At 70.2% G+C, this 22,187-nt stretch carries 18 protein-coding genes and 1 pseudogene; 13 read left to right on the top strand and 6 right to left on the bottom strand.

Annotated elements, in window-relative coordinates; translation table 11 throughout:
- Positions 1–208: 208 nt before the first annotated feature.
- Together ACZ6D7_RS40165 and ACZ6D7_RS40160 are read right to left on the bottom strand one after the other, a co-directional pair.
- Positions 209–2,026, bottom strand: a complete 1,818-nt coding sequence (locus tag ACZ6D7_RS40165; protein WP_469501826.1) for an RICIN domain-containing protein — start codon at positions 2,024–2,026, stop codon at positions 209–211.
- Positions 2,027–2,370: 344 nt separating this feature from the next.
- Entirely contained in the window at positions 2,371–4,602 is a 2,232-nt protein-coding gene (locus ACZ6D7_RS40160) for an alpha-L-fucosidase (protein WP_469501824.1), read from the bottom strand.
- A 463-nt stretch (positions 4,603–5,065) separates the two neighbouring features.
- On the opposite strand from ACZ6D7_RS40160, the gene ACZ6D7_RS40155 reads away from it, so the two are divergent.
- The 12 genes from ACZ6D7_RS40155 to ACZ6D7_RS40100 all read left to right on the top strand — a co-directional run bounded on the left by ACZ6D7_RS40155 (position 5,066) and on the right by ACZ6D7_RS40100 (position 16,782).
- Complete coding sequence (locus ACZ6D7_RS40155) at positions 5,066–6,130, top strand: sugar ABC transporter substrate-binding protein (RefSeq protein WP_469501823.1); 1,065 nt, start codon at positions 5,066–5,068, stop codon at positions 6,128–6,130.
- Between the two features lie 63 nt (positions 6,131–6,193).
- A complete protein-coding gene (locus ACZ6D7_RS40150; RefSeq protein ID WP_469501822.1) occupies positions 6,194–7,756 on the top strand; it encodes a sugar ABC transporter ATP-binding protein in 1,563 nt (520 codons plus the stop codon).
- 4 nt (positions 7,757–7,760) lie between these two features.
- Complete coding sequence (locus tag ACZ6D7_RS40145) at positions 7,761–8,804, top strand: ABC transporter permease (RefSeq protein WP_469501867.1); 1,044 nt, start codon at positions 7,761–7,763, stop codon at positions 8,802–8,804.
- Positions 8,805–8,901: 97 nt separating this feature from the next.
- Positions 8,902–10,236, top strand: coding sequence for an L-fuconate dehydratase (locus tag ACZ6D7_RS40140; RefSeq protein ID WP_469501820.1), 1,335 nt, complete (start codon positions 8,902–8,904; stop codon positions 10,234–10,236).
- Positions 10,229–11,131: an amidohydrolase family protein gene (locus ACZ6D7_RS40135; RefSeq protein WP_469501817.1), complete on the top strand. Its 903-nt coding sequence runs from the start codon at positions 10,229–10,231 to the stop codon at positions 11,129–11,131. The genes ACZ6D7_RS40140 and ACZ6D7_RS40135 overlap by 8 nt, the downstream gene beginning before the upstream one ends.
- Positions 11,122–11,559: an RbsD/FucU domain-containing protein gene (locus tag ACZ6D7_RS40130; protein ID WP_469501816.1), complete on the top strand. Its 438-nt coding sequence runs from the start codon at positions 11,122–11,124 to the stop codon at positions 11,557–11,559. Before ACZ6D7_RS40135 ends, ACZ6D7_RS40130 begins: the two co-directional genes overlap by 10 nt.
- The gene (locus ACZ6D7_RS40125; RefSeq protein WP_469501813.1) at positions 11,556–12,599 is read left to right on the top strand and encodes a zinc-dependent alcohol dehydrogenase; all 1,044 of its coding nucleotides are present in this window, start codon (positions 11,556–11,558) and stop codon (positions 12,597–12,599) included. Before ACZ6D7_RS40130 ends, ACZ6D7_RS40125 begins: the two co-directional genes overlap by 4 nt.
- The gene (locus ACZ6D7_RS40120) at positions 12,596–13,357 is read left to right on the top strand and encodes an SDR family oxidoreductase (RefSeq protein ID WP_469501811.1); all 762 of its coding nucleotides are present in this window, start codon (positions 12,596–12,598) and stop codon (positions 13,355–13,357) included. Before ACZ6D7_RS40125 ends, ACZ6D7_RS40120 begins: the two co-directional genes overlap by 4 nt.
- A complete protein-coding gene (locus tag ACZ6D7_RS40115) occupies positions 13,354–13,986 on the top strand; it encodes a bifunctional 4-hydroxy-2-oxoglutarate aldolase/2-dehydro-3-deoxy-phosphogluconate aldolase (protein WP_469501808.1) in 633 nt (210 codons plus the stop codon). The genes ACZ6D7_RS40120 and ACZ6D7_RS40115 overlap by 4 nt, the downstream gene beginning before the upstream one ends.
- The gene (locus tag ACZ6D7_RS40110) at positions 13,983–15,020 is read left to right on the top strand and encodes a PfkB family carbohydrate kinase (RefSeq protein ID WP_469501805.1); all 1,038 of its coding nucleotides are present in this window, start codon (positions 13,983–13,985) and stop codon (positions 15,018–15,020) included. The genes ACZ6D7_RS40115 and ACZ6D7_RS40110 overlap by 4 nt, the downstream gene beginning before the upstream one ends.
- 35 nt (positions 15,021–15,055) lie before the next feature.
- Positions 15,056–16,069, top strand: a complete 1,014-nt coding sequence (locus tag ACZ6D7_RS40105) for an aldo/keto reductase (protein WP_469501801.1) — start codon at positions 15,056–15,058, stop codon at positions 16,067–16,069.
- The gene (locus ACZ6D7_RS40100; RefSeq protein ID WP_469501800.1) at positions 16,060–16,782 is read left to right on the top strand and encodes a FadR/GntR family transcriptional regulator; all 723 of its coding nucleotides are present in this window, start codon (positions 16,060–16,062) and stop codon (positions 16,780–16,782) included. The genes ACZ6D7_RS40105 and ACZ6D7_RS40100 overlap by 10 nt, the downstream gene beginning before the upstream one ends.
- Before the next feature lie 61 nt (positions 16,783–16,843).
- On the opposite strand, the gene ACZ6D7_RS40095 is transcribed toward ACZ6D7_RS40100, so the two are convergent.
- Together ACZ6D7_RS40095 and ACZ6D7_RS40090 are read right to left on the bottom strand one after the other, a co-directional pair.
- A complete protein-coding gene (locus ACZ6D7_RS40095) occupies positions 16,844–17,242 on the bottom strand; it encodes a DUF6805 domain-containing protein (RefSeq protein ID WP_469501797.1) in 399 nt (132 codons plus the stop codon).
- A gap of 112 nt (positions 17,243–17,354) precedes the next feature.
- Positions 17,355–17,558, bottom strand: a pseudogene (locus ACZ6D7_RS40090) (glycoside hydrolase family 43 protein); the annotation flags it as partial.
- Between the two features lie 173 nt (positions 17,559–17,731).
- Here ACZ6D7_RS40090 and ACZ6D7_RS40085 point away from each other — a divergent pair.
- Positions 17,732–19,009, top strand: coding sequence for a glycoside hydrolase family 27 protein (locus tag ACZ6D7_RS40085; protein ID WP_469501794.1), 1,278 nt, complete (start codon positions 17,732–17,734; stop codon positions 19,007–19,009).
- An 84-nt stretch (positions 19,010–19,093) separates the two neighbouring features.
- On the opposite strand, the gene ACZ6D7_RS40080 is transcribed toward ACZ6D7_RS40085, so the two are convergent.
- Complete coding sequence (locus ACZ6D7_RS40080; RefSeq protein WP_469501791.1) at positions 19,094–20,200, bottom strand: ricin-type beta-trefoil lectin domain protein; 1,107 nt, start codon at positions 20,198–20,200, stop codon at positions 19,094–19,096.
- A gap of 877 nt (positions 20,201–21,077) precedes the next feature.
- Positions 21,078–22,043 (bottom strand): glycoside hydrolase family 6 protein, encoded by a 966-nt coding sequence (locus ACZ6D7_RS40075; RefSeq protein ID WP_469501788.1) that lies wholly within the window; start codon positions 22,041–22,043, stop codon positions 21,078–21,080.
- Between the last annotated feature and the right edge of the window lie 144 nt (positions 22,044–22,187).

Raw genomic sequence — 22,187 nt, 5'->3', positions numbered from 1 at the left:
GAGGCTGGTCCACCTCACCACCCAGTCCGTCGCCGCCCGAAGCGCCGGAGGCTACGTCAACCAGAGCACCGACGACACCGTCACCTTCCGATCGCCGGGACGTCAGCGTGTTCCCGGCCATCCGGTGCGTGGGTCCCGGCGGTGGATTGTCCCTGCGCCCCAGCTGACACGTGATCACGACCTGACGGTTGAAGTGGCGCGGCGACGGTCACAGAGCGACCAGTCGCCACTGCTGGTCGGTTCCGTCACCGATGGGCCACTGGATGACCGGGGCGCCGTCGTCCGACGATCCGCCCTGCACGTGCGCGCACAAGCCGTTGCGGACGTTGACGAGCCGGACGTATCCACTGCCCGCGTCGACGAGCCTCCAGTGCTGGTTGTCGGTGCTGTTGTCCCGCCACTGGATGAGCTGGGCACCTTGGCCGGAGCCCCCGGGGCTGTCGATGACCTTGCCGCTGTGGCGGGCGACGAGGCGGAAGGAGCCGTCGGCGTCGGGCTGGAGCCGCCACTGCTGGTTCTGGCTGCCGGACCAGCCCCACTGGATGATTTCGGCGCCGTCGGCGGTACTGCCGTTGGTGACGTGGAGGACCTTGCCGCTGCGCCGGTTGACGAGCCGGAAGAAGCCGCTGAGCAGGGAGACGGTGATGTCCGTGCGCCGCCCGGCGGCCAGCGAGACCTTCTTGGCGTGGGTGCCCAGGGAGGAGGGCGTGACGGTTGCCGTGGTGGTCACGGAGGCCATGCCACGGCGGCTGATCAGGGTGACGTCCTGGTCGACGGCGGAGGTGACGGACAGCGTGGCGGTACGCGCCTTCAGGTCCCAGGCGAAGCTGTGGATCCTGATCCGGCCGCGGGCACGGACCCCGGTGATCGTGCCCTTCGGCAGCTGGTCGGGCAGCGCGGGGAGGATTTCCAGCACTCCGGGCCGGCTGTAGATCAGGGCCTCGGCCAGCACACCGGGGATGGCGTTCGCGGCGTCGGCGTTGTAGATGTCGAGGCTCGGGTTGTGGGAGGTCATCAGCGACTTGAAGACCATGTTGTTGCCGAGGATCTTCCGCAGGTTGCCGTAGACCTGTCCACCGTCCTTCAACCGGGCCCCGGCCAGGGCGCGGTGCAGGCTGCCGTGGGCGGAGACGTTCTGGTCACCGCGCAGCTCGAGGGCCCGCCGCGCCGGGCGGACCAGGGCGTGGGGGAGATCAGTTCGCTGACGGAGAGCTGCCGGTCGGCGGCCGGTACGTTCAGGTCGAGGCGGGAGCGGTCGTGGAGACCGGTGTGCACGGCGGTGTGCCGCGAGCGCAGCGCGGCGTAGTCGGTGCCGAGAGCGGCGAGTTGGGCGTGCAGCACGCTCCGAGTCCCAGCCGGTGGATGACTCGTAGCGGCCCAGCTTCGTCAGCAGCAGCACCCTGGCCGCCTTGGCCACCACGATCGTAGAGCCGTCGACGGTGACCGTGGCGCCGGTGCCCGAGGCGACGACACGGGTGACGCCCTCATAGCCGAAGGCGCCCTGCCTTGCGGGGTAGGTGCCGCGCGGGTTCAGGTAGCCGGAGCCGCCCGTGACGGTGGCACGCGTGGTGAAGCTCAGGCTGCCGGGCAGCCCGTCGAGCGCGGTGTGGACGCTCAGTGTGGTGTCGACGGTACGGCCGGAAGCGGGTATCAGCTCATGGACGATTACCTTGTCGGCCCGGGAGACGAACGCCCGCCGGGTCCAGGTGCCGAACTGGTCGGTCCAGCTCGAACTCACCTCGCCGGTACGGAAGTCGGTGACCCGCCCGTAGTTGTCGACCGTGGTCGTGCCCGGGGTGTCGATCCGTAGTTCGTACGCGGGGTGGTAGGCCTGCGTCCAGCGCAGCGACCAGCCCGCGGCGAAGTCCCGGTTGGCCCCCGCGTAGTCACCCGCGAGCGCTTTGTCGCGTGCGCCTTCCAGACGGCCGGAGATCACCGGCGGGGTCACGTCACGGGTGCCGTTCGGCAGCACCAGTCGGTGGTAGTTGAACACCACCTTCTCGAGGGCGGGAGCGCCGTACAGCACGGCCCCGTATTCGTCGTTGCCGGTGAGGAAGCCGTCGGTCCAGGAGGAGGCCGGGGACGTGTCGTGGATGCCGCGCTCGGGGAGCGTGATCTGCGGGGGACGGCCGCTTCCGCCCGGCCCGCGAGCAGGCCGCCGGGCAGGGCGGCGGCTCCTGCGGTCAGTGCGGCCGCGGTGAGGAACCGTCTGCGGTCGATGGAGCTGCCCGTCACGGAGACTCCTTGGTGCGGTCGGCGCCGCGTGGTCGTGGGGGAGTGAAGTGGTGACCCACCGTCGTGGTGACCCACCGCCGCCCGGTCGGCGTGGAACGGAATCCGGGCGGCGGCGGGAGGCTGGGGAAAAAGGGATCAGATGGCGGTGAAGCTCCACAACAGGTTGGTGCTGCTGCCGTACGTCCACTGCTTGGTGACGGAGCCCGAGGCGACGTTGCCACCGCCGTCGAGGACCAGGCCGGTGGTGCGGTTGGCGATCGAGTAGCGGTCGCCGCCCCGGTGGACGATCTTCCACTGCTGGTTGGTGCCGCCGTTCCAGGAGGCCTGTCGGGCCGGAGAGCCGTTGTCGGTGGCGCCCCAGCCGTCGGCGACCATGCCGTTCGTGCGGTTGACCAGCCGGTAGTAGCCGCCGCCGACCGCCTCCGCCTGCCATTGCAGGTTGGAGCTGCCGTCCCAGGTCCACTGCTTGAGGTTCGACCCGGAGGCCACGCCGCCGCCGCTGTCCAGGGCGAGTCCGTTGGTGGCGTTGGTGACCCGGAAGTGGGTCGCCGGGTTGAACTGGACCCTCAGCGAGGCGATCTGGTCGTTGTTGCCGGTGACCCGCAGGTCGGGGTTCTCGGCGCTGAACGTCCAGGAGGTGCCGCTGAAGTTGTCCCCGGAGTAGCCGATCACCTGGTAGCCGGGGGCCGGCCGGAGGGAGGAGATACTGCCCGCGCCCAGCCCGGCCGAGGTGAGGTGGGCCGTGGTGTAGTCACCGACGGTGAGTACGGCCGAGTTGCCGCTGTAGTTGACGTCCCCGAAGGCGACGGCTCCGGCGAGCGGCCGCAGCCCCGGGATCGTGCCGGAGAAAGCCAGCTTCAGGACGTAGGCGTTCGCACTGTACGGCGCCGAGGACGGCAGGGTGACCGTGAGGCCCGAGGAGTTCTGGGTCGGCCTGGGCAGGTCGATGTAGGTACCGGCGGTGGAGCCGAGGAGCTTGACCGAGGTCAGCGACGACAGGTTGATCCGGTCCGAGCTGAGGGTCTTGATCGTCAGGGAGCTCCCGGGCCAGCCCAGGACGGTGGCGTACAGGACGTTGCCGGCCTTGTCGCGGGTGAAGCGGATGTCCTGCGGCGTGCCGGCATGCGGAGTGGTGAACGAGCCGCCGCCCATTTTCGTCGGGCCTTCGCCGTACTCCGTCCAGGCGCGGGTCGAGTACACCGACTCGCCGAAGCGCTTCAGGTGGTCTCCGATACCGAGCAGGATGTCCTTCTGCGCCTGGGGGATGGTGCCGTCGGCCACGGGCGCGATGTTCAGCAGCACGTTGCCGTTCTTGCTGACCCGGTCGATGAACGAGTGCAGCATCTGCTGGATGGTGTAGTAGCCGATGCCCTGGGTGTAGCACCAGCTGCTGCTGGAGATGCTGTCGTCGGTCAGCCAGTACGGAGTGGTGATGTCGGCCGGGCCGCCGCGCTCGTAGTCGAAGACCTCGCCCTTGCCGTTCATGCCGTCCTTGTAGGTGGCGACGACCTCACGACCCCAGCTGTTGGCCTGGTTGTAGTAGTAGGCCAGGAAGTTCAGACGCTGTTGCTCGTCGACGGCGTCCATCCTGAAGTCCTGCCACAGGATGTCGGGCTGGGCGCGGTCGATGACCTCCTTGAGCTTGTCGAACCAGAGCTGGTTCTCGGCGGCCGGGCCCAGCTGCCCGTAGAGCTTCTTGAGGCTGGGGTCCGTCTGAGCGGGGACGTGTTCGTAGAAGCCGTTGTAGTTGTACGCGTGGTGCATGGCCACGAGCAGCTTGAGGTTCCTGGCGCGGATGGCCGTGGAGAAGAGCCGCAGCAGGTCCAGCTCCGGGCCCATGTCCACCGAGTTCCACTCGTTGACCTGGCTGTCCCACATGGAGAAGCCGTCATGGTGCTCGGCGACCGGGCCGGCGAACCTGGCGCCGGCGTCGACGAACAGCTGCACCCACTCGTCGGGGTCGAACTTCCCGCCGGCCGACTTCAGCTTCGGCGCGAACTTCACGAAGTTGCCCGCCAGGTCCTGGGCGCCGTTGATGAAGTTGTGGTACGGCCATGCCGAGGGCTGGCCGTAGGTCGCGATGTGGTGCTGGTTGGCGTTGCCACCCGCCTGGTACATGCTCCGCGGGTACCACTCGTTCTCGTAGGCGGGGACGCTGAAAACGCCCCAGTGGAAGTAGATCCCGAACTTCGCGTCCTGGAACCACTCCGGGGCCGGCGGGTGCTGGTCGACCGAGTTCCAGTCGGGCGTGTATGTGCTGGGCGCCGCCTGGGCTGTGCCGGAACCGAACACACCTCCGGCAACGGCCGCCGCGGCCACACAGGTGGCGCCGGCCAGGAAGTTGCGTCTGTTGATCGAACTCGACATGGAGACATCCCTGGTACGGAAGAGGAACAGGGGCATGCGGAGGACACAAGTCGGCGTGACTCTCGTGCATGGAGCGCCGCTTGTTACGGATGAAGGTCCGCCATGTGTCCCTGGGATGTCAACCACTGTGCAGGGATGAAAACCGCCCAACCGTCAGGAAATTAGCCCTGCTTGTTCATTTTTGAGGCAGATTGCGACTGTCTAAACATCGTATGTCTGTGAGGGCATCGCGACCGATTGAGGCCATCCAATGGCAAGGATTGATGGGATGGATCTTATCCTCGCGATGCCGCCCCGATCTCCGTGTGGGATGTGACCTGGGATTTCCTCGCATGGATGCGCAAGGGGCTGGACAGGTGACGGGAAGCGGCCCTATAAACATCCCATCTCTACCGCACGGCGATACGCAGATGTCGTCGAGGCGAAACATCTCCCACTACGGGACCGGCGCGAGGAAGCACCGATGAGACTCAGGACCGCCCTCTGTTCCGCCGTATCCGCCCTGTCCGCACTTGCGCTGCTCAGCGCGTGCGGCAGCGGTTCCGCCACGTCGGGGTCGTCGAGTGGCATGCCCCTCGTCGGCGTCGACTACCCCCGCTCCGACACCGACTTCTGGAACTCCTACATCAAGTACACGCCCCAGTACGCCAAGGAGCTGGGGCTGGACCTGAAGACCACCAACTCGCAGAACGACGTCGCCAAGCTGACCGCCAACGCGCAGACGTTCATCAGCCAGGGCGTCAAGGGCCTCGCGATGGCTCCGCAGGACACCGCCGCCATCGCGCCCACCCTCGCCCAGATGGAGGCGAAGAAGATCCCCGTCGTCACCGTCGACACCCGCCCTGACACCGGCAAGGTGTTCATGGTCGTGCGCGCCGACAACCGCGCCTACGGCGAGAAGGCGTGTCAGTACCTGGGCACCAAGCTCGGCGGCAAGGGCAAGGTGGTGATGCTGCAGGGAGGCCTGGACTCCATCAACGGCCGTGACCGCACGGAGGCGTTCAACGACTGCATGAAGAAGAACTACCCGGACATCAAGGTGTTCGGCGAGGCCACCAACTGGGACGGCGCCGTCGCCGCGCAGAAGCTCCAGACCGACCTGACTGCCAACCCGGACATCAAGGGCATCTACATGCAGTCCAGCTTCGCCCTGGCCGGCACGCTCCAAGTCCTGAAGCAGAAGGGTCTGTTGGTGGACCCGAAGGACAAGAAGCACGTGTTCGTCGTGTCCAACGACGGCATCCCCGAGGAGCTCAAGTCCATCGCCGAGGGCAAGATCGACGCCACCGTCTCCCAGCCGGCCGACCTCTACGCCAAGTACGCCCTGTACTACCTCAAGGCCGCGATCGACGGACAGACGTTCAAGCCCGGCAAGACCGACCACGACAGCACCATCATCCAGGTCCGTGACGGCCTGCTCGAGGATCAGCTCTCCGCCCCGCTCGTCACCGCCGACGGCGGCACCTACGGCGGCGTGCCCAGCCTCAAGAGCGACGACAAGTCGCTGTGGGGCAACGACCTCGGCTGATTCCTCTGATCCCTCTGATTTCTCATCGGGAACGCAACGGCGTACGAGAACAAGGCGGTTGAGATGAGCGACGGGGAGCGAGCACTCACCCCCGCCCCCGCCTCGGCGGACGACGGACGGGTCCCCTCGGACCCGCCCGTCGTCGAGGCGACGGGCATAGTCAAACGATTCGGTCCGACGGTGGCCCTGAAGGGCGCCCGGATCACCATCAGGCCCGGCGAGACCCACGCGCTCGTCGGCCGCAACGGAGCCGGCAAGTCGACCCTGGTGTCGGTCCTCACCGGCCTGCAGGCCCCCGACGAGGGAACGGTGACCTTCGGCGGCGAGTCGGCCCCCCGGCTCAGCGACCGCGACGCCTGGCGTCGGCGCGTGGCCTGCGTCTACCAGAAGTCGACGATCATCCCCACGCTGACGGTCACCGAGAACCTCTTCCTGAACCGGCACAACCACGGCCCCAGCCGCCTCATCAGCTGGCAGGCCACCCGTCGCCGCGCACAGGACCTGCTGTCGATCTGGTCGGTGGACGTCGACCCGCAGACCTCGGCCGGTGAACTGAGCGTCGAGCAGAGGCAGTTCGTCGAGATCGCCCGCGCGCTGTCCTTCGGGGCGCGGTTCATCATCCTCGACGAGCCGACCGCCCAGCTCGACGGGGCGGCCATCAACCGCCTCTTCGACCGCATCCGCGACCTGCAACGCCAGGGCGTGACCTTCCTGTTCATCAGCCACCATCTGAAGGAGATCTACGAGATCTGCGACATGGTGACGGTGTTCCGCGACGCCCGGCACATCGTGACCGCGCCGGTCGCGGAGCTCCCTCGCGCCGACCTCGTCGCCGCCATGACCGGCGAGGCGGCGGCCGACCGGCGCGAGGATCGGGCCGGCACCCTCGACCCCGGCGCCACGACCGCACTGAACGTCCGCGTGCTGCGGGGCGACGGGTACGACGACGTCAGTTTCCAGATCGGGGCCGGCGAGATCGTCGGCCTCGCGGGCGCCGCCGGCAGCGGGCGCACCGAGGTCGCCGAGACCGTCGTCGGGCTGCGGGCGGCAACGGCGGGCGACGTGGAGATCGCCGGGACGCGGCCCCGGCCGGGCAGCGTGCCCGCGGCGCTCGCCGCCGGCGCCGGGTTCGTCCCCCAGGACCGGCACCACCAGGGCTTCGTTCCCGACATGTCGATCGCGGACAACGCCACCCTGTCCGTGCCGAAGCGGCTCGGCCGGAACGGGTTCCTCAGCCGCAGCCGCCGAGACGGGCTCGCCGCGGGCATGATCGAGAACCTCGCGATCAAGACGCCCGGTCCCGAACTGCCCGTCTCCGCGCTGTCCGGAGGCAACCAGCAGAAGGTCGTCATGGCCCGCGCCCTCGCCGACGACCCGCGGCTGCTGGTCCTGATCAATCCGACCGCGGGCGTGGACGTGCGCTCCAAGGAGTTCCTCCTCGGCAAGGTCGAGGAGACCGCGCAGACCGGCACCGGAGTGCTCATCGCCTCCGACGAACTTGACGACCTGCGCATGTGCGACCGGGTCCTGGTGATGTTCCAGGGCCGCGTGACCTCAGAGATCGCCCGCGGCTGGCACGACCACGACCTCGTGGCCGCGATGGAAGGAGTGGACCTGCATGCCTGAAGTGATGCCTGAAACCGTCCTCGCGGACACCGCCGCCGCCAAAGCCCCGGAGCGGCAGCCGAAGCGGACCGCGCTGCTCGGTGGCCGGATACCCCTGGCCCGCCTGCGCGACCTGGCGCTCGTCCCGGCCATCCTGGTCATCGCGATCGTCGGACAGATCGTCAACCCGGTCTTCCTGCAGGCCGACAACCTCATCAACGTCCTGCAGACCATGTCCGAAATCGCCCTGCTGGTCCTCGCCCAGACGATGGTCCTGATCGTCAAGAAGATGGACCTGTCGCTGGAGTCCACCATGGGCCTCGCGCCCGGCGTCGCGGCCTGGATGGTGGTGCCGACCGGCGCGGGCCATGGACTCGGGCTGCTCCCCGGCGCGTGGGCCATCCCCGTCACCCTCGCCGTGGGCGCGCTCGTCGGCGTGATCAACGCCCTGCTCATCATCCGCTTCGGTCTCAACGGCTTCATCGTCACCCTCGGCATGCTGATCGTGCTGCGTGGTGTCCTCACGGGCATCTCCGGGGGCCAGACGTTCTTCCAGCTGCCACCGTCGATGCTCTACCTCGGCACCGCACAGTGGTTCGGGATGCCCGCGTCCATCTGGATCTGCCTGGTGCTGTTCGCCGTCGCGATCGTGGTGCTCGGCTGGACCAGCTTCGGCCGGTCGCTCTACGCCATCGGCGGCAACGTCGATGCCGCGAAGGCGGCGGGCATCCGCACCGACCGGGTGCTGTGGATCGTCATCGTCACCGGCAGCGTGCTCGCCGCCCTCGCCGGACTGCTGCTCTCCGGACGCCTGGCCTCCGTCGCCTCCGCGCAGGGCAACGGCTACATCTTCACCGTCTTCGCCGCCGCCGTCATCGGCGGGATCAGCCTCAACGGCGGCAAAGGCACCATGTTCGGGGCTTTCTGCGGCATCCTGCTGCTCTTCATGATCCAGAACGTGCTCACCCTCGGTGGCGTCCCCGCCCAGTGGATCGGCGCCCTCAACGGCCTGATCATCCTGGTCGCCCTCGCCATCTCACGTATCACCGGCGGCAAGGTCCAGGAGTGACCCCGGGCGGGCCGTCCCGGGCCGCCCGACATCCTCCGCCGCCCCACCTCTCGTCGCGCAGGGCCGTATCGCCCCCGCCCTCCCAGGAGTTGCCGCCATGTCATCCGCCCCGTCCGCTTCCCCGACTTCTGCCCGCATCACCGCCCTGGACGTGCTGGACGTGCGTTTCCCGACGTCCGAGCACCTGGACGGGTCGGACGCGATGAACCCCGAACCCGACTACTCCGCCGCCTACGTCATCCTGCGCACCGACGCCGGCGACGGACTCGAGGGCCACGCCCTGGCCTTCACCACCGGCCGCGGCAACGACGTGCAGGCCGCCGCCATCGAGGCCCTCGCCCCGCACGTGGTGGGCCTCTCGGTCGACGAAGTCTGCGCCGACCTCGGGGCGTTCTCCCGCACCCTCGTCCACGACCCCCAACTGCGCTGGCTCGGCCCGGAGAAGGGCGCCATCCACATGGCCACGGGTGCCGTCGTCAACGCCGCCTGGGACCTGGCCGCCAAGCGCGCGGGCAAGCCCGTGTGGCGTTTCCTCGGTGAGATGTCACCCGAGGACCTGGTCGCCCAGGTCGACTTCCGCTGGCTCAGTGACGCCCTCACCCCCGAGGAGGCCCTGGAGATCCTGCGTCGCGCCGAGCCGGGCCGCGCACAGCGCATCGGCCACCTGCTCGACCAGGGCTACCCCGCCTACACCACCACCCCCGGCTGGCTCGGCTACTCCGACGAGAAGCTGGCCCGCCTGGCCCGTGAGGCCGTCGCCGACGGCTTCACCCAGATCAAGCTGAAGGTCGGCGCCGACCTGGAGGACGACGTACGGCGCATGCGCACCGCCCGCGAGACGGTCGGCGACGGCATCCGCATCGCGGTGGACGCCAACCAGAGATGGGACGTCCAGGCCGCGATCGACTGGATGGGCGCCCTGGCCCCCTACCAGCCTTACTGGATCGAGGAGCCCACCTCACCCGACGACATCCTCGGCCACGCCGCCGTGCGCAAGGCCGTCAGCCCCATCAAGGTCGCCACCGGCGAGCACATCGCCAACCGGGTCGTCTTCAAGCAGCTCCTCCAGGCCGGCGCGGTGGACATCGTGCAGATCGACTCCGCGCGGGTCGGCGGCGTCAACGAGAACATCGCGATCCTGCTGCTCGCCGCGAAGTTCGGTGTGCCGGTCTGCCCGCACGCGGGTGGCGTCGGTCTGTGCGAGATGGTGCAGCATCTGTCGATGTTCGACTACGTCGCCGTCTCCGGCACCACCGAGGACCGTGTCATCGAGTACGTCGACCACCTGCACGAACACTTCGTCGACCCGGTGCGCATCGTCGACGGCCACTACCTGGCGCCGACGCTGCCCGGACTGAGCGCGCAGATGCACGCCGAGTCCCTCAAGGAGTACATCTACCCGGACGGCCCCGTCTGGACCGCTCGTGTCTGACGTCCAGGCCCTCGTCGACGCCCACTACCACGTCTGGGACCTGGACGTCCGGCCGCAGCCCTGGCTCGACGAGATCGGGCACGAGCCGATCCGCCGCACCTTCAGCTCGCACGACCTGCGATCGGCCGCGACCCGGCCGCTCGCCGGACGGCGACTGACGAGCATGGTGGTCGTCCAGTGCGTCGCGTCCGTGCCCGAGACACGCGACCTGCTCGCCCTGGCCGACAGCGACCCGCTGATCGGCGCCGTCGTCGGCTGGGCGGACCTGACGTCCCAGGCGATCGGCGACGTACTCGACGACCTGCGGACCGGGCTCGGGGGCCGGTACCTGCGGGCCGTACGGCACGTCGTCCAGGGCGAGTCCGACCCGAACTGGCTCCAACTGCCGGACGTCGAGAGGGGATTGCGAGCGGTCGGGGAGCGCGGGCTCGGATACGACGTGCTGATCCGCAGCCACCAGCTGCCGCAGGCGATCCGTCTCGCGGAACGGCTCCCCGAGCTGCCGCTCGTCCTGGACCATGCCGGGAAGCCGCCGATCGCACGGCAGGAACTGTCCGACTGGACCCGGTGGGTGCGGACACTGGCCAGGCATCCCCAGGTCCACTGCAAGGTGTCGGGTCTGGTCACCGAGGCCGACCACGAGAAGTGGAGCGTCGACGACATCCGCCCCGTGTGGGACGTCCTGCTCTCCGCCTTCGGCCCCGACCGGCTGATGTTCGGCTCCGACTGGCCGGTCTGCGTTCTCGCCGGCGGCTGGAACCGCTGGGCCGCCACGGTCGAGGAACTCCTGGACGGCTGCTCCGGCACCGAGATCCACGCGGTGCTCGCCGGCACCGCGACCGCCTTCTACCGCCTGACCCCCGCCCCCGCGAAGGAGGGGACACCGTGCTCCTGACGGAACTGCTGCACCCCGGCATCCTCGAATCCCTGGCCGGAGCCGGCCACGGCGCCCGTGTGCTGCTCGCCGACGGCCACTACCCCGCGAGCACCGCCACCGGTGAGCGCGCCAGAACCGTCCACCTCAACCTGGCCCCCGGCCTGCTGGACGTCACCACCGTCCTCGACGTTCTGCTGCGCGCGCTGCCCGTCGAGTCGGCCCACGTGATGGTGCCGCCCGAGGGCGATCCAGAACCGCCCGCCATCGCCGGGTACAGCTCGATGCTGGCGCCCGTCCCGGTCGGCACGCTCGGCCGCTTCGAGTTCTACGACGCCGCCCGCTCGCCCGACCTGGCGCTGGCGATCGTCACCGCCGACACCCGGACCTACGCCAACCTGCTGCTGACCATCGGCGTCCGCGCTGAAGGGACCGTGATCACACGATGACGCTCGCTGTCCGTTACACGTCCGCCCGCACGCTGGACACGGCTCCCGCCGCGCTCTCCTCTCCCGGTCCCGGCGAGGTGGAGCTGGCCCCCGCCTTTGTCGGTATCTGCGGCACCGATCTGCACATCTTCCACGGCGACATGGACGCCCGGGTCCAGGCGCCCGCCGTCCTGGGGCATGAGATGTCCGGCCGCGTCGTGCGGGTCGGACCGGGCGTCGAGGGCTGGCAGCCGGGCGACGCGGTGACAGTGATGCCGCTGCGCTGGGACGACACCTGCCCGGCCTGCCGGGCGGGCCACCAGCACATCTGCCAGCACCTGGACTTCATCGGCATCGACTCCCCGGGTGCGATGCAGCAGCGCTGGACCGTGCCTGCCTCGACGCTGATCGGGCTGCCGGAGTCGCTCGCCCTGGACCGGGCCGCGCTCGTCGAGCCGACGGCGGTCGCCGTGCACGACGTGGGACGGGCCGCCGTGCGTGAGGGCGAGAAGGTCGTGGTGGTCGGCGGCGGGCCGGTCGGCGTTCTCATCGCAATGGTCGCGCGGGCCGCGGGCGCCGAGGTCCGGGTGGTGGAGCCGAGCGCCCACCGTCGGCGGCTGGCGGAGGAGTTGGGGCTGACGCCGTGGAATCCGGCTGACGACGACGTGCCGGCGCTCGTGCGGCGGTGGACGGGGGAGGCGGGGGCGGATGTCGCCTTCGAGGTGTCCGGCGCGGCCGGCGGCGTGGACACGGCGGTGGACGTGCTGGGTGTGCGCGGCCGGCTGTGCCTGGTCGCCATTCATCCCCGCCCCCGCGAGGTGAACCTGCACCGATTCTTCTGGCGCGAACTCACCCTCATCGGCGCCCGGTTGTACGACCGCTGCGACTTCGAGAAGGCGGTGACCCTGGTCGCGGACGGCACGATCCCGGCCGAGCGGCTGATCAGCAAGGTCGTCCCGCTCACGCAGGCGCCCGCCGCTTTCGAGGCCCTGGAGGGCGGCGGCGACGTGATGAAGATCCTCGTGGACTGCGCCGACGACGCCCAGGGAGCCGCCGTATGACCCCCTTCGACCTCACCGGGAAGCTCGCCGTCGTCACCGGAGCCCGGCGCGGCATCGGCCGGGCCATGGCCCGCGCGCTCGCCGAAGCCGGCGCGGACGTCATCGGTGTGAGCGCTTCGCTGGAGAAGTCCGGCAGCGCGGTGGAGAAGGACGTTCTCGCCGCGGGCCGCTCCTTCGAGGCGATCCGGACCGACTTCGCCGATCCCGAGGCCGTACGGGCCCTGGGCGCGGACCTTGCCGGGCGCGAGCGGCCGGTGGACATCCTGGTCAACAACGCGGGCACGATCCGTCGTGCCCCGGCCGTCGAACACACGGACGCCGACTGGGAGTTGGTGCTCCAGGTCAACCTCAACGCCCAGTTCGCGCTGACCCGGGCGGTGGGCGCGTCGATGGTGGCGCGCGGCCGGGGGAAGGTCATCTTCACGGCGTCGCTGCTCAGTTTCCAAGGCGGCATCACCGTCCCCGGCTACACCGCCGCCAAGCACGGCATCGCCGGTCTGACCAAGGCGCTGGCCAACGAGTGGGCCTCACATGGGGTGAACGTCAATGCCCTCGCGCCGGGCTACATCGCCACCGACAACACCCAGGCGCTGCAGGACGACCCGGTGCGCAGCAAGGCGATCCTGGACCGTATCCCCGCCGGCCGGTGGGGTGGCGCGGACGACCTGGCGGGTGCCACGGTGTTCCTCGCCTCGGACGCCGCCGCCTACGTCCACGGCGTCGTCCTGCCCGTCGACGGCGGATGGCTCGGCCGGTGAGCGGCACCGACCTGGCCTCCGTACTGGCCGGAGCCCGTCTTCTGCCGGTGCTGACCGTGCCGTCCACCGCGACTGCCGGCCCGCTGGCCGACGCTCTCGCGGCGGGCGGCGCCCGGTGCGCCGAGGTCACCTTCCGCACCTCCGGCGCCGAGCAGGTGCTCAAGACGATGGCCGCTCACGGGGGCCTGGCCGTCGGCGCCGGCACGGTCCTCACGCCCGAGCAGGCGGAGCGGGCCGTGGCGGCCGGGGCTCGCTTCGTGGTCTCGCCCGGCTTCGACGAGGAGGTCGTCCAGAAGTGCCGCGAGCTGGGGGTGCCGGTGGTGCCCGGCATCGCCACCGCCACCGAGCTGATGCGCGCCCTGAAGGCGGGCCTCGACACCGTGAAGCTCTTCCCCGCCGAGCCGCTCGGTGGCCTGCGGACGCTGAGGGCGCTCGCGGCGCCCTTCCCCGGGACGCGGTTCGTACCGACCGGCGGGATCGACGCCTCCCGCATGGCCGCCTACCTCGCCGACCCGGAGGTCCTCGCCGTGGGCGGGAGCTGGATGGCCACCGTCGCCCATCTTCAGAAGGGCGACTACGAGGAGATCCGCCGACTGACGGCCGACGCGGTGGAGAGGAGCACGACGTGACCGACGTGGTGGCCCTCGGCGAAGTGATGCTGCGCTTCGACCCGGGCGAGGGACGGATCCGCACCGCCCGCACCTTCCAGGTCTGGGAGGGCGGCGGCGAGTACAACGTCGTCCGCGGACTGCGCCGCTGCTTCGGCCTGCGCACAGCCGTCGTGACCGCTCTCGCCGACAACGCGGTGGGCCGGCTGGTCGAGGACCTGATCCTCCAGGGCGGCGTCGACACCTCGCTGATCCGCTGGGTGCCCGACGACGGCATCGGCCGCACCGCCCGCAATGGCCTGAACTTCGTCGAACGCGGCTACGGCATCCGCGGCGCGCTGGGCGTCAGCGACCGCGCGCACACCGCCGTCTCCCAGCTGCGGAAGGGTGACGTGGACTGGGACGCCGTGTTCTCGGCCGGGGTGCGCTGGTTCCACACCGGCGGTATCTTCGCCGGCCTGTCCGACACCACGGTGGACGTCGCGGACGAGGCCATGGCCGCCGCTCACCGCCACGGTGTCACCGTCTCCTACGACCCCAATTACCGCCCCAGCCTGTGGGCCGGCCGGGGCGGCGCCGACGCCGCCCGCGAGGTCGACCTGCGCCTCGCCCGGCACGCCGACGTCGTGGTGGGCGCCCTGGGCCTGGCCGGGACGTACCCGGGGCAGGCCCGGGTCGGGGCCGACGAGGTGGCGGACGCGCTCGCCGAGGTGGCCGACCGGCTGCCCGAGGCGAAAGTGCTGGCGACGACCCTGCGCGACGTGCCCTCGGCCGGGGTCAACGACTGGTCCTCGGCCGCCTGGTCCGCCGAAACCGGCTTCGTCACCGGCCCGCGGATGCCCGGCCTGCAGGTTCTGGACCGCATCGGCTCCGGCGACGGATTCGCCGCCGGCCTGATCCACGGACTGCTCAGCGACGTCGGCCTGGAGCGCGCCCTGGCCTACGGCACCGCCCACGGCGCGCTCACCATGACCACGCCCGGAGACGTCTCCATGGCCTCGCTCGCCGAGGTCGAGGCGCTCATCGAGGGCGGGTCGGCCCACGTCAGACGCTGACCGGCGCCCCACCACCCGTACCCCAGGAGCACGTCTTGCACCAGCGGAAGATCCAGAACACGTCCGTCTCCCTCACGGAGCTCGGCTTCGGGGCGTCCGTGATCGGCAACCTCTACCGCGTCACCCCGGTCGACGACGCGACAGCCGCCGTCGACGCGGCCTGGGAGGCCGGCCTGCGGTATTTCGACACCGCACCGCACTACGGCCTCGGCCTCTCCGAGCGCCGCCTGGGCGCCGCCCTGCGAGGCCGCCCGCGTGCCGAGTACGTCATCTCCTCCAAGGTGGGCAGGCTGCTGGTGCCCAACGAGGAGCCACGCGGCGTCGACACCGAGGGCTTCGTCGTGCGCGACGACCTGCGCCGGCAGTGGGACTTCAGCCGGGACGGCGTGCTCCGCTCCATCGAGGACACGCTGGAGCGCACCGGCCTGGACCGCCTCGACATCGTCTACCTGCACGATCCGGACGACCACTGGCGGCAGGCGGCCGAGGAGGCCCTGCCCACCCTCGCCGAACTGCGCGACCAGGGCGTGATCGGCGCGATCGGCGCCGGAATGAACCGGTCGGCGATGCTCGCCCGTTTCCTGCGTGAGACGGCCGCCGACGTGGTGATGCTGGCCGGGCGCTACACACTTCTGGACCAGTCGGCGCTGGACGACGTCCTGCCCGCCGCGCGGGAACTCGGAAAGGGTGTGGTGGCGGTGGGCGTGTTCAACTCGGGGCTGCTCTCCCGCGACCGGCCCACCGAGGGCATGAAGTACGACTACCAGGACGCCCCGCCGGCTCTGGTCGCCCGTGCCCGGGCGATCGCCGAGGTCTGCGCGGCGCACGGGACCACCCTGCCCGCCGCCGCGATCGCCTTCCCGTACACGCATCCCAGTATCATCAACGTCACCCTCGGCATGCGGACTCCGGAACAGGTCGGACGAAACGTGGAACTCCATGATCAGCGCGTCCCGGACGGCCTCTGGGACCATCTGCGCGTGCAGGGGCTGATCAGGTCGGACGTGCTCGCGGAGCACGGTGGGGGGAGGGATGTGCGGTGTCTCTGACGGACAAAGCAATCGAACAGATCCGTGAGCTGATCCGGACCGGTGCCCTGCCTCCGGGCTCGAAGCTCCCACCGGAGCCGGACCTGGCCGCGCAGCTGGGTCTCTCCCGCAACCTCGCCCGCGAAGCGGTCAAGGCACTGGCCGTGGCGCGGGTCCTGGAGGTCAGGCGCGGCGACGGCACGTATGTGACCAGCCTGCAGCCGAGTCTGCTCCTGGAAGGGCTCGGTGGTGCGGTGGAGCTGCTGCAGGGCGACTCGGTCGCGCTGCAGGACCTCATGGAGGTGAGGCGGCTCCTCGAACCGATGGCCACAGCACTTGCCGCCACGCGGATCTCTGATGAACAGCTGGATGAGGTGAAGCGGCACCTGGACGCCATGCGTGAGGCCCGCGACGACGTCGAACGGCTCAACGCCCACGACGCCGCCTTCCACCGTGCCGTCGTCTCGGCCACGGGCAACGAGACCCTCCTCACCCTCCTGGAAGGGATCTCCGGCCGCACCCTGCGCGCCCGCATCTGGCGCGGTCTGGTCGACGACAAGGCCGCGGCCCGCACCCTCGCCGAGCACGAGGCGATCTACAACGCCCTGTGCACCCGTGACGCCACCCTCAGCCAGGCCGCGGCACTGCTGCACGTGAACAACACCGAACAGTGGCTGAGGGAGCACCTGCGCTCGGGCGAACCCCTCCCCTACGGGACGCCAGTGGGCGAGTGACTGGCGGGCCCCGCCTTCCCGTGCCGGCCCCATGGTGGCCGTGTGCGCAGCATGGGGCGCGTCAGCGCAACAGGCGCACTTCGCGCAGCCGGACGGTGGCCGCCGGGCCGACCGCTTCGAACCGAACCTCGACGGGCACGGCAGGACGGTCCGCGTCGAACCGCAGCACCTGGGAGACGTCCTCCCCCTTGGGATCCGGTGAGGGCATGAGCGTGCACAGCGTCTGCCCGTCGATCAGTACGCGGGTCGGTCCGGCACCTCGGCCGGAGAGTGGGATCACCTGGAGGCCGGTGGCGGCACCGTCCCGGTCTGTCAGGTGACAGGACCACCATCCGGTGGCGGCTCGCCACCTCAGCCCGTCGGTGACGCCCGACCATGTGTCCTGTCCCCCGAACCGGTGGTCGCTCTCGGGCTGTTGCTCGCCGGCGGAAGCGGCATCGACGGTCCGGTCGTGCAGCACGAGTGCCGCCTCGTCGGCCGCGCGTAGCTCCGCCCGCCGCTCCTGCAGCCGTTCCGGTTCCGCGAGGGGGAAGTAAAGGTGGTAACGGGAGTCGTGGATGCCGGCGAACCTCGCCGATGCGGTCGGCCACGAAGTCGTACGACGTGGAGGTCAGTTCGCGGGATTTCTCGGCGATGATGAACTTCGCGCCTGGCAAGGACGGTGTCTGGTCCCGCTCGTCCTTCGTGTAGCGGTAGTACACCCCGTTGTGCTTGATCACGGCCGAGTCGATCACCGCGTGCCCCGGATCGTGCCAGATCGTGGGCTCGCTGAACGTGCCCCGGCCTCCCCGGTCGAGGACCATGTGACCGGCCCGGTCCACGACCTCCCGCCCTGCTCCTTCACCGTTCTGCGCACCCGCACGGAAAGCGTCGTGCGCACCCGCACCGAAAGCGATCAGTGATGACCCGACAGCCACGCCCGATCCCCCCGCACCACGCGCGTCCGCCGATGGGGTGGAACAGCTGGGACTGCTACGGCACCACCGTCACCGAAGACGAGGTGCTCGCCAACGCGGAGTTCATGCGGGACCACATGCTCGCCCACGGCTGGGACACCGTCGTGGTGGACATCCAGTGGTACGAGCCGACGGCCCGCGCCCACGGCTACAACCCGGATGCGCCCCTGGCTCTGGACGCGTACGGCCGCCAGCTCCCGGCCCCGAACCGGTTCCCGTCCGCCGCCCAGGGAGCGGGCTTCGCGCCGCTGGCCGGGCGGGTGCATGACCTCGGTCTGCGCTTCGGCCTGCACATCATGCGGGGCATCCCGCGCCGCGCCGTCGCCGCCCGGCTGCCCGTCGCGGGAACAGGCTTCACGGCCGACGAAGTCGCCGACACCGGCTCGGTCTGCCCCTGGAACTCCGACAACTACGGCCTCGACCACGACCACCCGGGCGCCCAGGAGTACTACGACGCCCAGGTCGCCCAGTTCGCCGAGTGGGGCGTCGACTTCGTCAAGGCCGACGACATGCTCTTCCCGTACCACGAGCGGGAGATCGCCGCGTACGCCCGGGCCATCGAGCGCTGCGGGCGGCCGATCGAACTGAGCCTCTCACCCGGCACCGACGTCTCGCTGGCCCGTCTCGACCATCTGCGGGAGCACGCCACCATGTGGCGGGTCTGCGACGACCTGTGGGACCGGTGGGAGGACGTCGAAGCCCAGTTCGCCCGCATGGCCCGCTGGGCTCCCTGGCAGAGCGCAGCATCGACAGGCGGCTCCGCCGCGGGCGGCTGGGCGGACGCCGACATGCTGCCGCTCGGGCACATCGGCATCCGTGCCGAACGCGGCGAGGACCGGCTGTGCTCCCTCACCCCCGCCGAGCAGACCAGCCTGCTCACTCTGTGGCTGATCTCGCGTTCCCCGCTGATGATGGGCGGCGACCTGCCCACCAGCCCGAGGGAGACCATTGACCTTCTCACCAACGACGAGGCGCTGGACGTGCTGTGGCACAGCAGGGACAACCGGGAAGTCCTGCGGGAGCGGGACCTCGTCCTGTGGACGGCCGGGGACGTGGACGGCCGCACCCGTTACGCCGCGGTGTTCTCCCTGGCCGACGCCCCGAGCCAGGTGGCCATACCCCTCGGGTCCATCGGCGCGGGCCCCGGCGACCACGTGCGGGAGGTGTGGTCGCGCAGGGACATCCCGCACGACGGACGTGACCTGCTTCTCGAACTGCCCGCTCACGGGGCGGTTCTGTTGCGTCTGACCCTGCCCGGCGCACCCGCCTGAGTCACGCGCCGCACCCGCCGGTGCCCGCTACCGATTTCCGCCCGGGTCTGAGCCCGGAATGGACTCAGACCCCGGGAGTGGGGGTCATCCGGCGGTCAGAGCGGTCCACTTCTGGTTGGAGCCACCGGTGCAGTCCCACAGGTGGAGCTGCGTGCCGTCGGCCGTGGAGAAGCCCGGAACGTCGAGGCAGCGGCCGGAGGCGGGGTTGCGGTAGCCGCCGTTGTAGGGCTGCCAGACCTGGTTGGCGCCGCCGTGGCAGGCCCAGGTCTGCACCTTGGTGCCGTTGGCGGTGCCCCCTCCGGCGGCGTCGAGGCACTTGCCCATGGAGCGCAGGGTGCCGTCGGTGTAGGCGGACCAGAACTGGTTGGAACCGTTGCCGCAGCTCCACGTCTGGACGGCGGTCCCGTCGGCGGTGCCGGCGCCGCTGACGTCCAGGCACTTGCCGGCGATGCCGGACTGCACGCGTTCGGGGGCGGGGGCGGGGTTCCTCAGCCACCCCGCGCTGTCCGCGGCCTGGACGCCGCGGTGGAAGGCGTCGGCCATCTTGCGGTAGCCCGAGTCGTTGGGATGCAGGGTGTCGGCCAGGTCGGCCGTGGTCAGGCTGCTCATGTCCACGTAGGCGACGCGCTTGCCCGCGGCCTGCGCCTCGTTCACGATCTGGGGGATGGCCTGGTTGTACGCGGCCCGGTACTGCTCCTCCGAGCCGCTGGTGGACACGACCAGGGAGGCCACGAGGACCGTCGCGTCGGGGACGCCGGCGGTGATCTGGTCGACCAGCGACTTCAGCCGGGCGGTGGCCGTGGAGACTTGGTAAGACTCGTTGAGGTCGTTGGTCCCGATCATCAGCGTCACGACGTTGGGCCGGTAGCGGGTCAGCGGAGGGCCGGCGAGTGCGGCGATCTGGTGGATCTTGTATCCGGAGTGACCTTCGTTGTCGGGGTCGGACATCGAACCGCCCCGCACCGTGCCGACGAAGTCCAGCGGATGGCCGTCAGCCGCAAGCTTGTCCCACAACGGGCCCCGGTAGCCGTTGCCCGTACTGCTTCCCACGCCCCACGTTATCGAGTCGCCCAACGGCATGACCCGCAAGGGCGTGTTGGGGCCGGCGGAGGCAGGGGCCACACCTGCGGCCGTAGCCCCGAGCACGGCAGCGACAAGGGTGATCAGGGGGAGAACCCAAGACCTTCTCATGCAGCGTCCTCTTCTGTGAGTGATTGGGTGAATCAGCGCGGCTGATCGCCGTCCGTGTCGGCAGCTCGGCCGCAGCGCCGTCCCGTCGACGTCGGCGGCCCTCCTGTGCCGAGCGGGTAGGCCCGTACCTTGCCTCACAAGCGCACCCGTATGGATACCACGATCCCGGCTGAAACATCCCATGAATGCCCAGAGATCAAGGATCGGCGGCAGGGGGGTGGGCCTTGCGCTGTTTGGTCCCAAGGGTGCTGTTTGGTCGCATCGGCGCTGTTCCTGCGGTCGGTTTGCCGATGTATCCCTCTCTGGTATCGCCCCGTTGACATCCCATGTCTAGTTGCTGGAACCGGCCGCACTGTCCCCGCCGTACAGCACCGCGAGCCTTTCCCTCGGCCTGACGGTCAGCCAGTAGGCCCTGACGTGGCGGTCGGTGGCCGCGCTGAAGTCGATCCGTGCGCCAGACCCGACGGCGCGCGTCCGATCAGGTGCGGGTACTCGTCGTCGTGAAGCGGCTGGGAGGGCCCGATCCGCCGGATGCCGACCCTCCGCGAGGTGGTCGAGCAGGAGGTGCAGCCCCGCTTCGTGGTCGGTTTCCACCCACGGAGGCGGGCAGGCCCAGGATCGGTCCGATACATGCCGGAAAGACGAGGCCCACCGGCGGAGTGGGTGCCCCATGGACAACGAGCCCTCCACGACCACAGGAACAGGTCCGCCTACCTGCTCGCCGCGAGGCTTCCGGCCGGAGACCGTGTCTGGCTGCAGCTGCGGGGCACACCCCGTGGCCGTCCACGACCTGCTGAGCGCCCGAATCTCGATCATCCACGCACCCCACCGGGCAACTCACCCGGCGGGGTGACGGCGCTGCTTGCCGTGGCCCGGATCAGTAGCCGTAGATCATCTTGTAGGCGACCTCGGGGAGGAACTGTCCGGCCGAGGAGCCGGTTCCTACGCCGCAGTTGCCGTCGGACTCACCCGGGACCTTGATCCACAGGAGCATCTCGGCGCCTCCGCCCAGTCGGCTGGGGGTGCCGATCCGGCGGCCTGCGGGGTTGCACCACTGGCCGTTGGAGCCGTTGCCGTTGCGGCTGGTGTCCACGACGAACGGCTTGGTGTAGCCGTACCGGGCGCCCAGTTCACTGTTGACGGCGTTGCCGTACGCGGTGTTCTCGGCCGTGGTCAGGTAGTTGGAGACGTTGAGCGAGAACCCGTGGGCCTGTCGGAGGCCGGCTTCGTGGAGGCGCCGGGCCATGGTCGCCGCGCTCGCCCAGGCCGGGTTGCCGGCGTCGAGATAGACCCAGGTGTTGGGGGCCTGGCGGTTGAACTCGGAGAGCGCGCCGGTGAGCATGCCCTCGCGTTCGTCGATCTGGGCCTGGGTCATGCAGCCGTAGTCTCCGAGGGAGTCGGGTTCGAGGACGACGACGGCCGGGCGGCCCGCGATCCCGCCCGCGAACTGGGCGATCCAGTTCGTGTAGGCGGACGGCGAGGAGGCTCCGCCCGCGGAGTGCCCGCCGCAGTAGTCGCGGTTGTAGATGTTGTAGGCGACAAGGATGGGCAGCTTGTCCCGGGCGTCCGCGGCACCGACGTACGCGCCGGTGGCGGTGCCGATGGTGCCGCTCCAGGAGCCGAACCAGCGGGCCGCCGGGGTGTTGGCGATGGAGGCGTTGATGGCGGGCGCCCGGCCGTCGCCGGGGTTGGCGGCGACCCACCGCTTCGCGCTGGAGTCGGGGTCCACGTAGAACCCGTTGGTCATGGTCGTCGGGTCGGCCGCGTGGGCGGACGGTGCGGCGGCGAGCGCCAGCGGCAGCGAGGAGAGCGCTGCCGCCAGGGCGAGGAGTCTGCGGCGCATGACGGGTACCTCGGCATTCTGACAGGGGTGCGTCCGATGGTCGGCGGTGGGGGTGGGGGGGGGGGGGGGGGGGGGGGGGGGGGGGAGAGGGGGGGGGGGGAGGGGGGGGGGGGGGGTGGGGGGGGGGGGGGGGGGGGGGGGGGG

Source organism: Streptomyces sp. NPDC041784 (genome assembly GCF_055591025.1).
The sequence above is the reverse complement of the archived record's forward strand: the minus strand, read 5'-3'. Positions and strand labels throughout refer to the sequence as shown.

What these genes read in the sequence shown, in the direction of transcription:
- ACZ6D7_RS40160 (WP_469501824.1), bottom strand. Translation starts at nt 4,602, where the DNA reads ATGTCGAGTTCGATCAACAGACGCAACTTCCTGGCCGGCGCCACCTGT.
- ACZ6D7_RS40155 (WP_469501823.1), top strand. Translation starts at nt 5,066, where the DNA reads ATGAGACTCAGGACCGCCCTCTGTTCCGCCGTATCCGCCCTGTCCGCA.
- ACZ6D7_RS40150 (WP_469501822.1), top strand. Translation starts at nt 6,194, where the DNA reads ATGAGCGACGGGGAGCGAGCACTCACCCCCGCCCCCGCCTCGGCGGAC.
- ACZ6D7_RS40145 (WP_469501867.1), top strand. Translation starts at nt 7,761, where the DNA reads ATGCCTGAAACCGTCCTCGCGGACACCGCCGCCGCCAAAGCCCCGGAG.
- ACZ6D7_RS40140 (WP_469501820.1), top strand. Translation starts at nt 8,902, where the DNA reads ATGTCATCCGCCCCGTCCGCTTCCCCGACTTCTGCCCGCATCACCGCC.
- ACZ6D7_RS40125 (WP_469501813.1), top strand. Translation starts at nt 11,556, where the DNA reads ATGACGCTCGCTGTCCGTTACACGTCCGCCCGCACGCTGGACACGGCT.
- ACZ6D7_RS40120 (WP_469501811.1), top strand. Translation starts at nt 12,596, where the DNA reads ATGACCCCCTTCGACCTCACCGGGAAGCTCGCCGTCGTCACCGGAGCC.
- ACZ6D7_RS40085 (WP_469501794.1), top strand. Translation starts at nt 17,732, where the DNA reads ATGGGGTGGAACAGCTGGGACTGCTACGGCACCACCGTCACCGAAGAC.
- ACZ6D7_RS40080 (WP_469501791.1), bottom strand. Translation starts at nt 20,200, where the DNA reads ATGAGAAGGTCTTGGGTTCTCCCCCTGATCACCCTTGTCGCTGCCGTG.
- ACZ6D7_RS40075 (WP_469501788.1), bottom strand. Translation starts at nt 22,043, where the DNA reads ATGCGCCGCAGACTCCTCGCCCTGGCGGCAGCGCTCTCCTCGCTGCCG.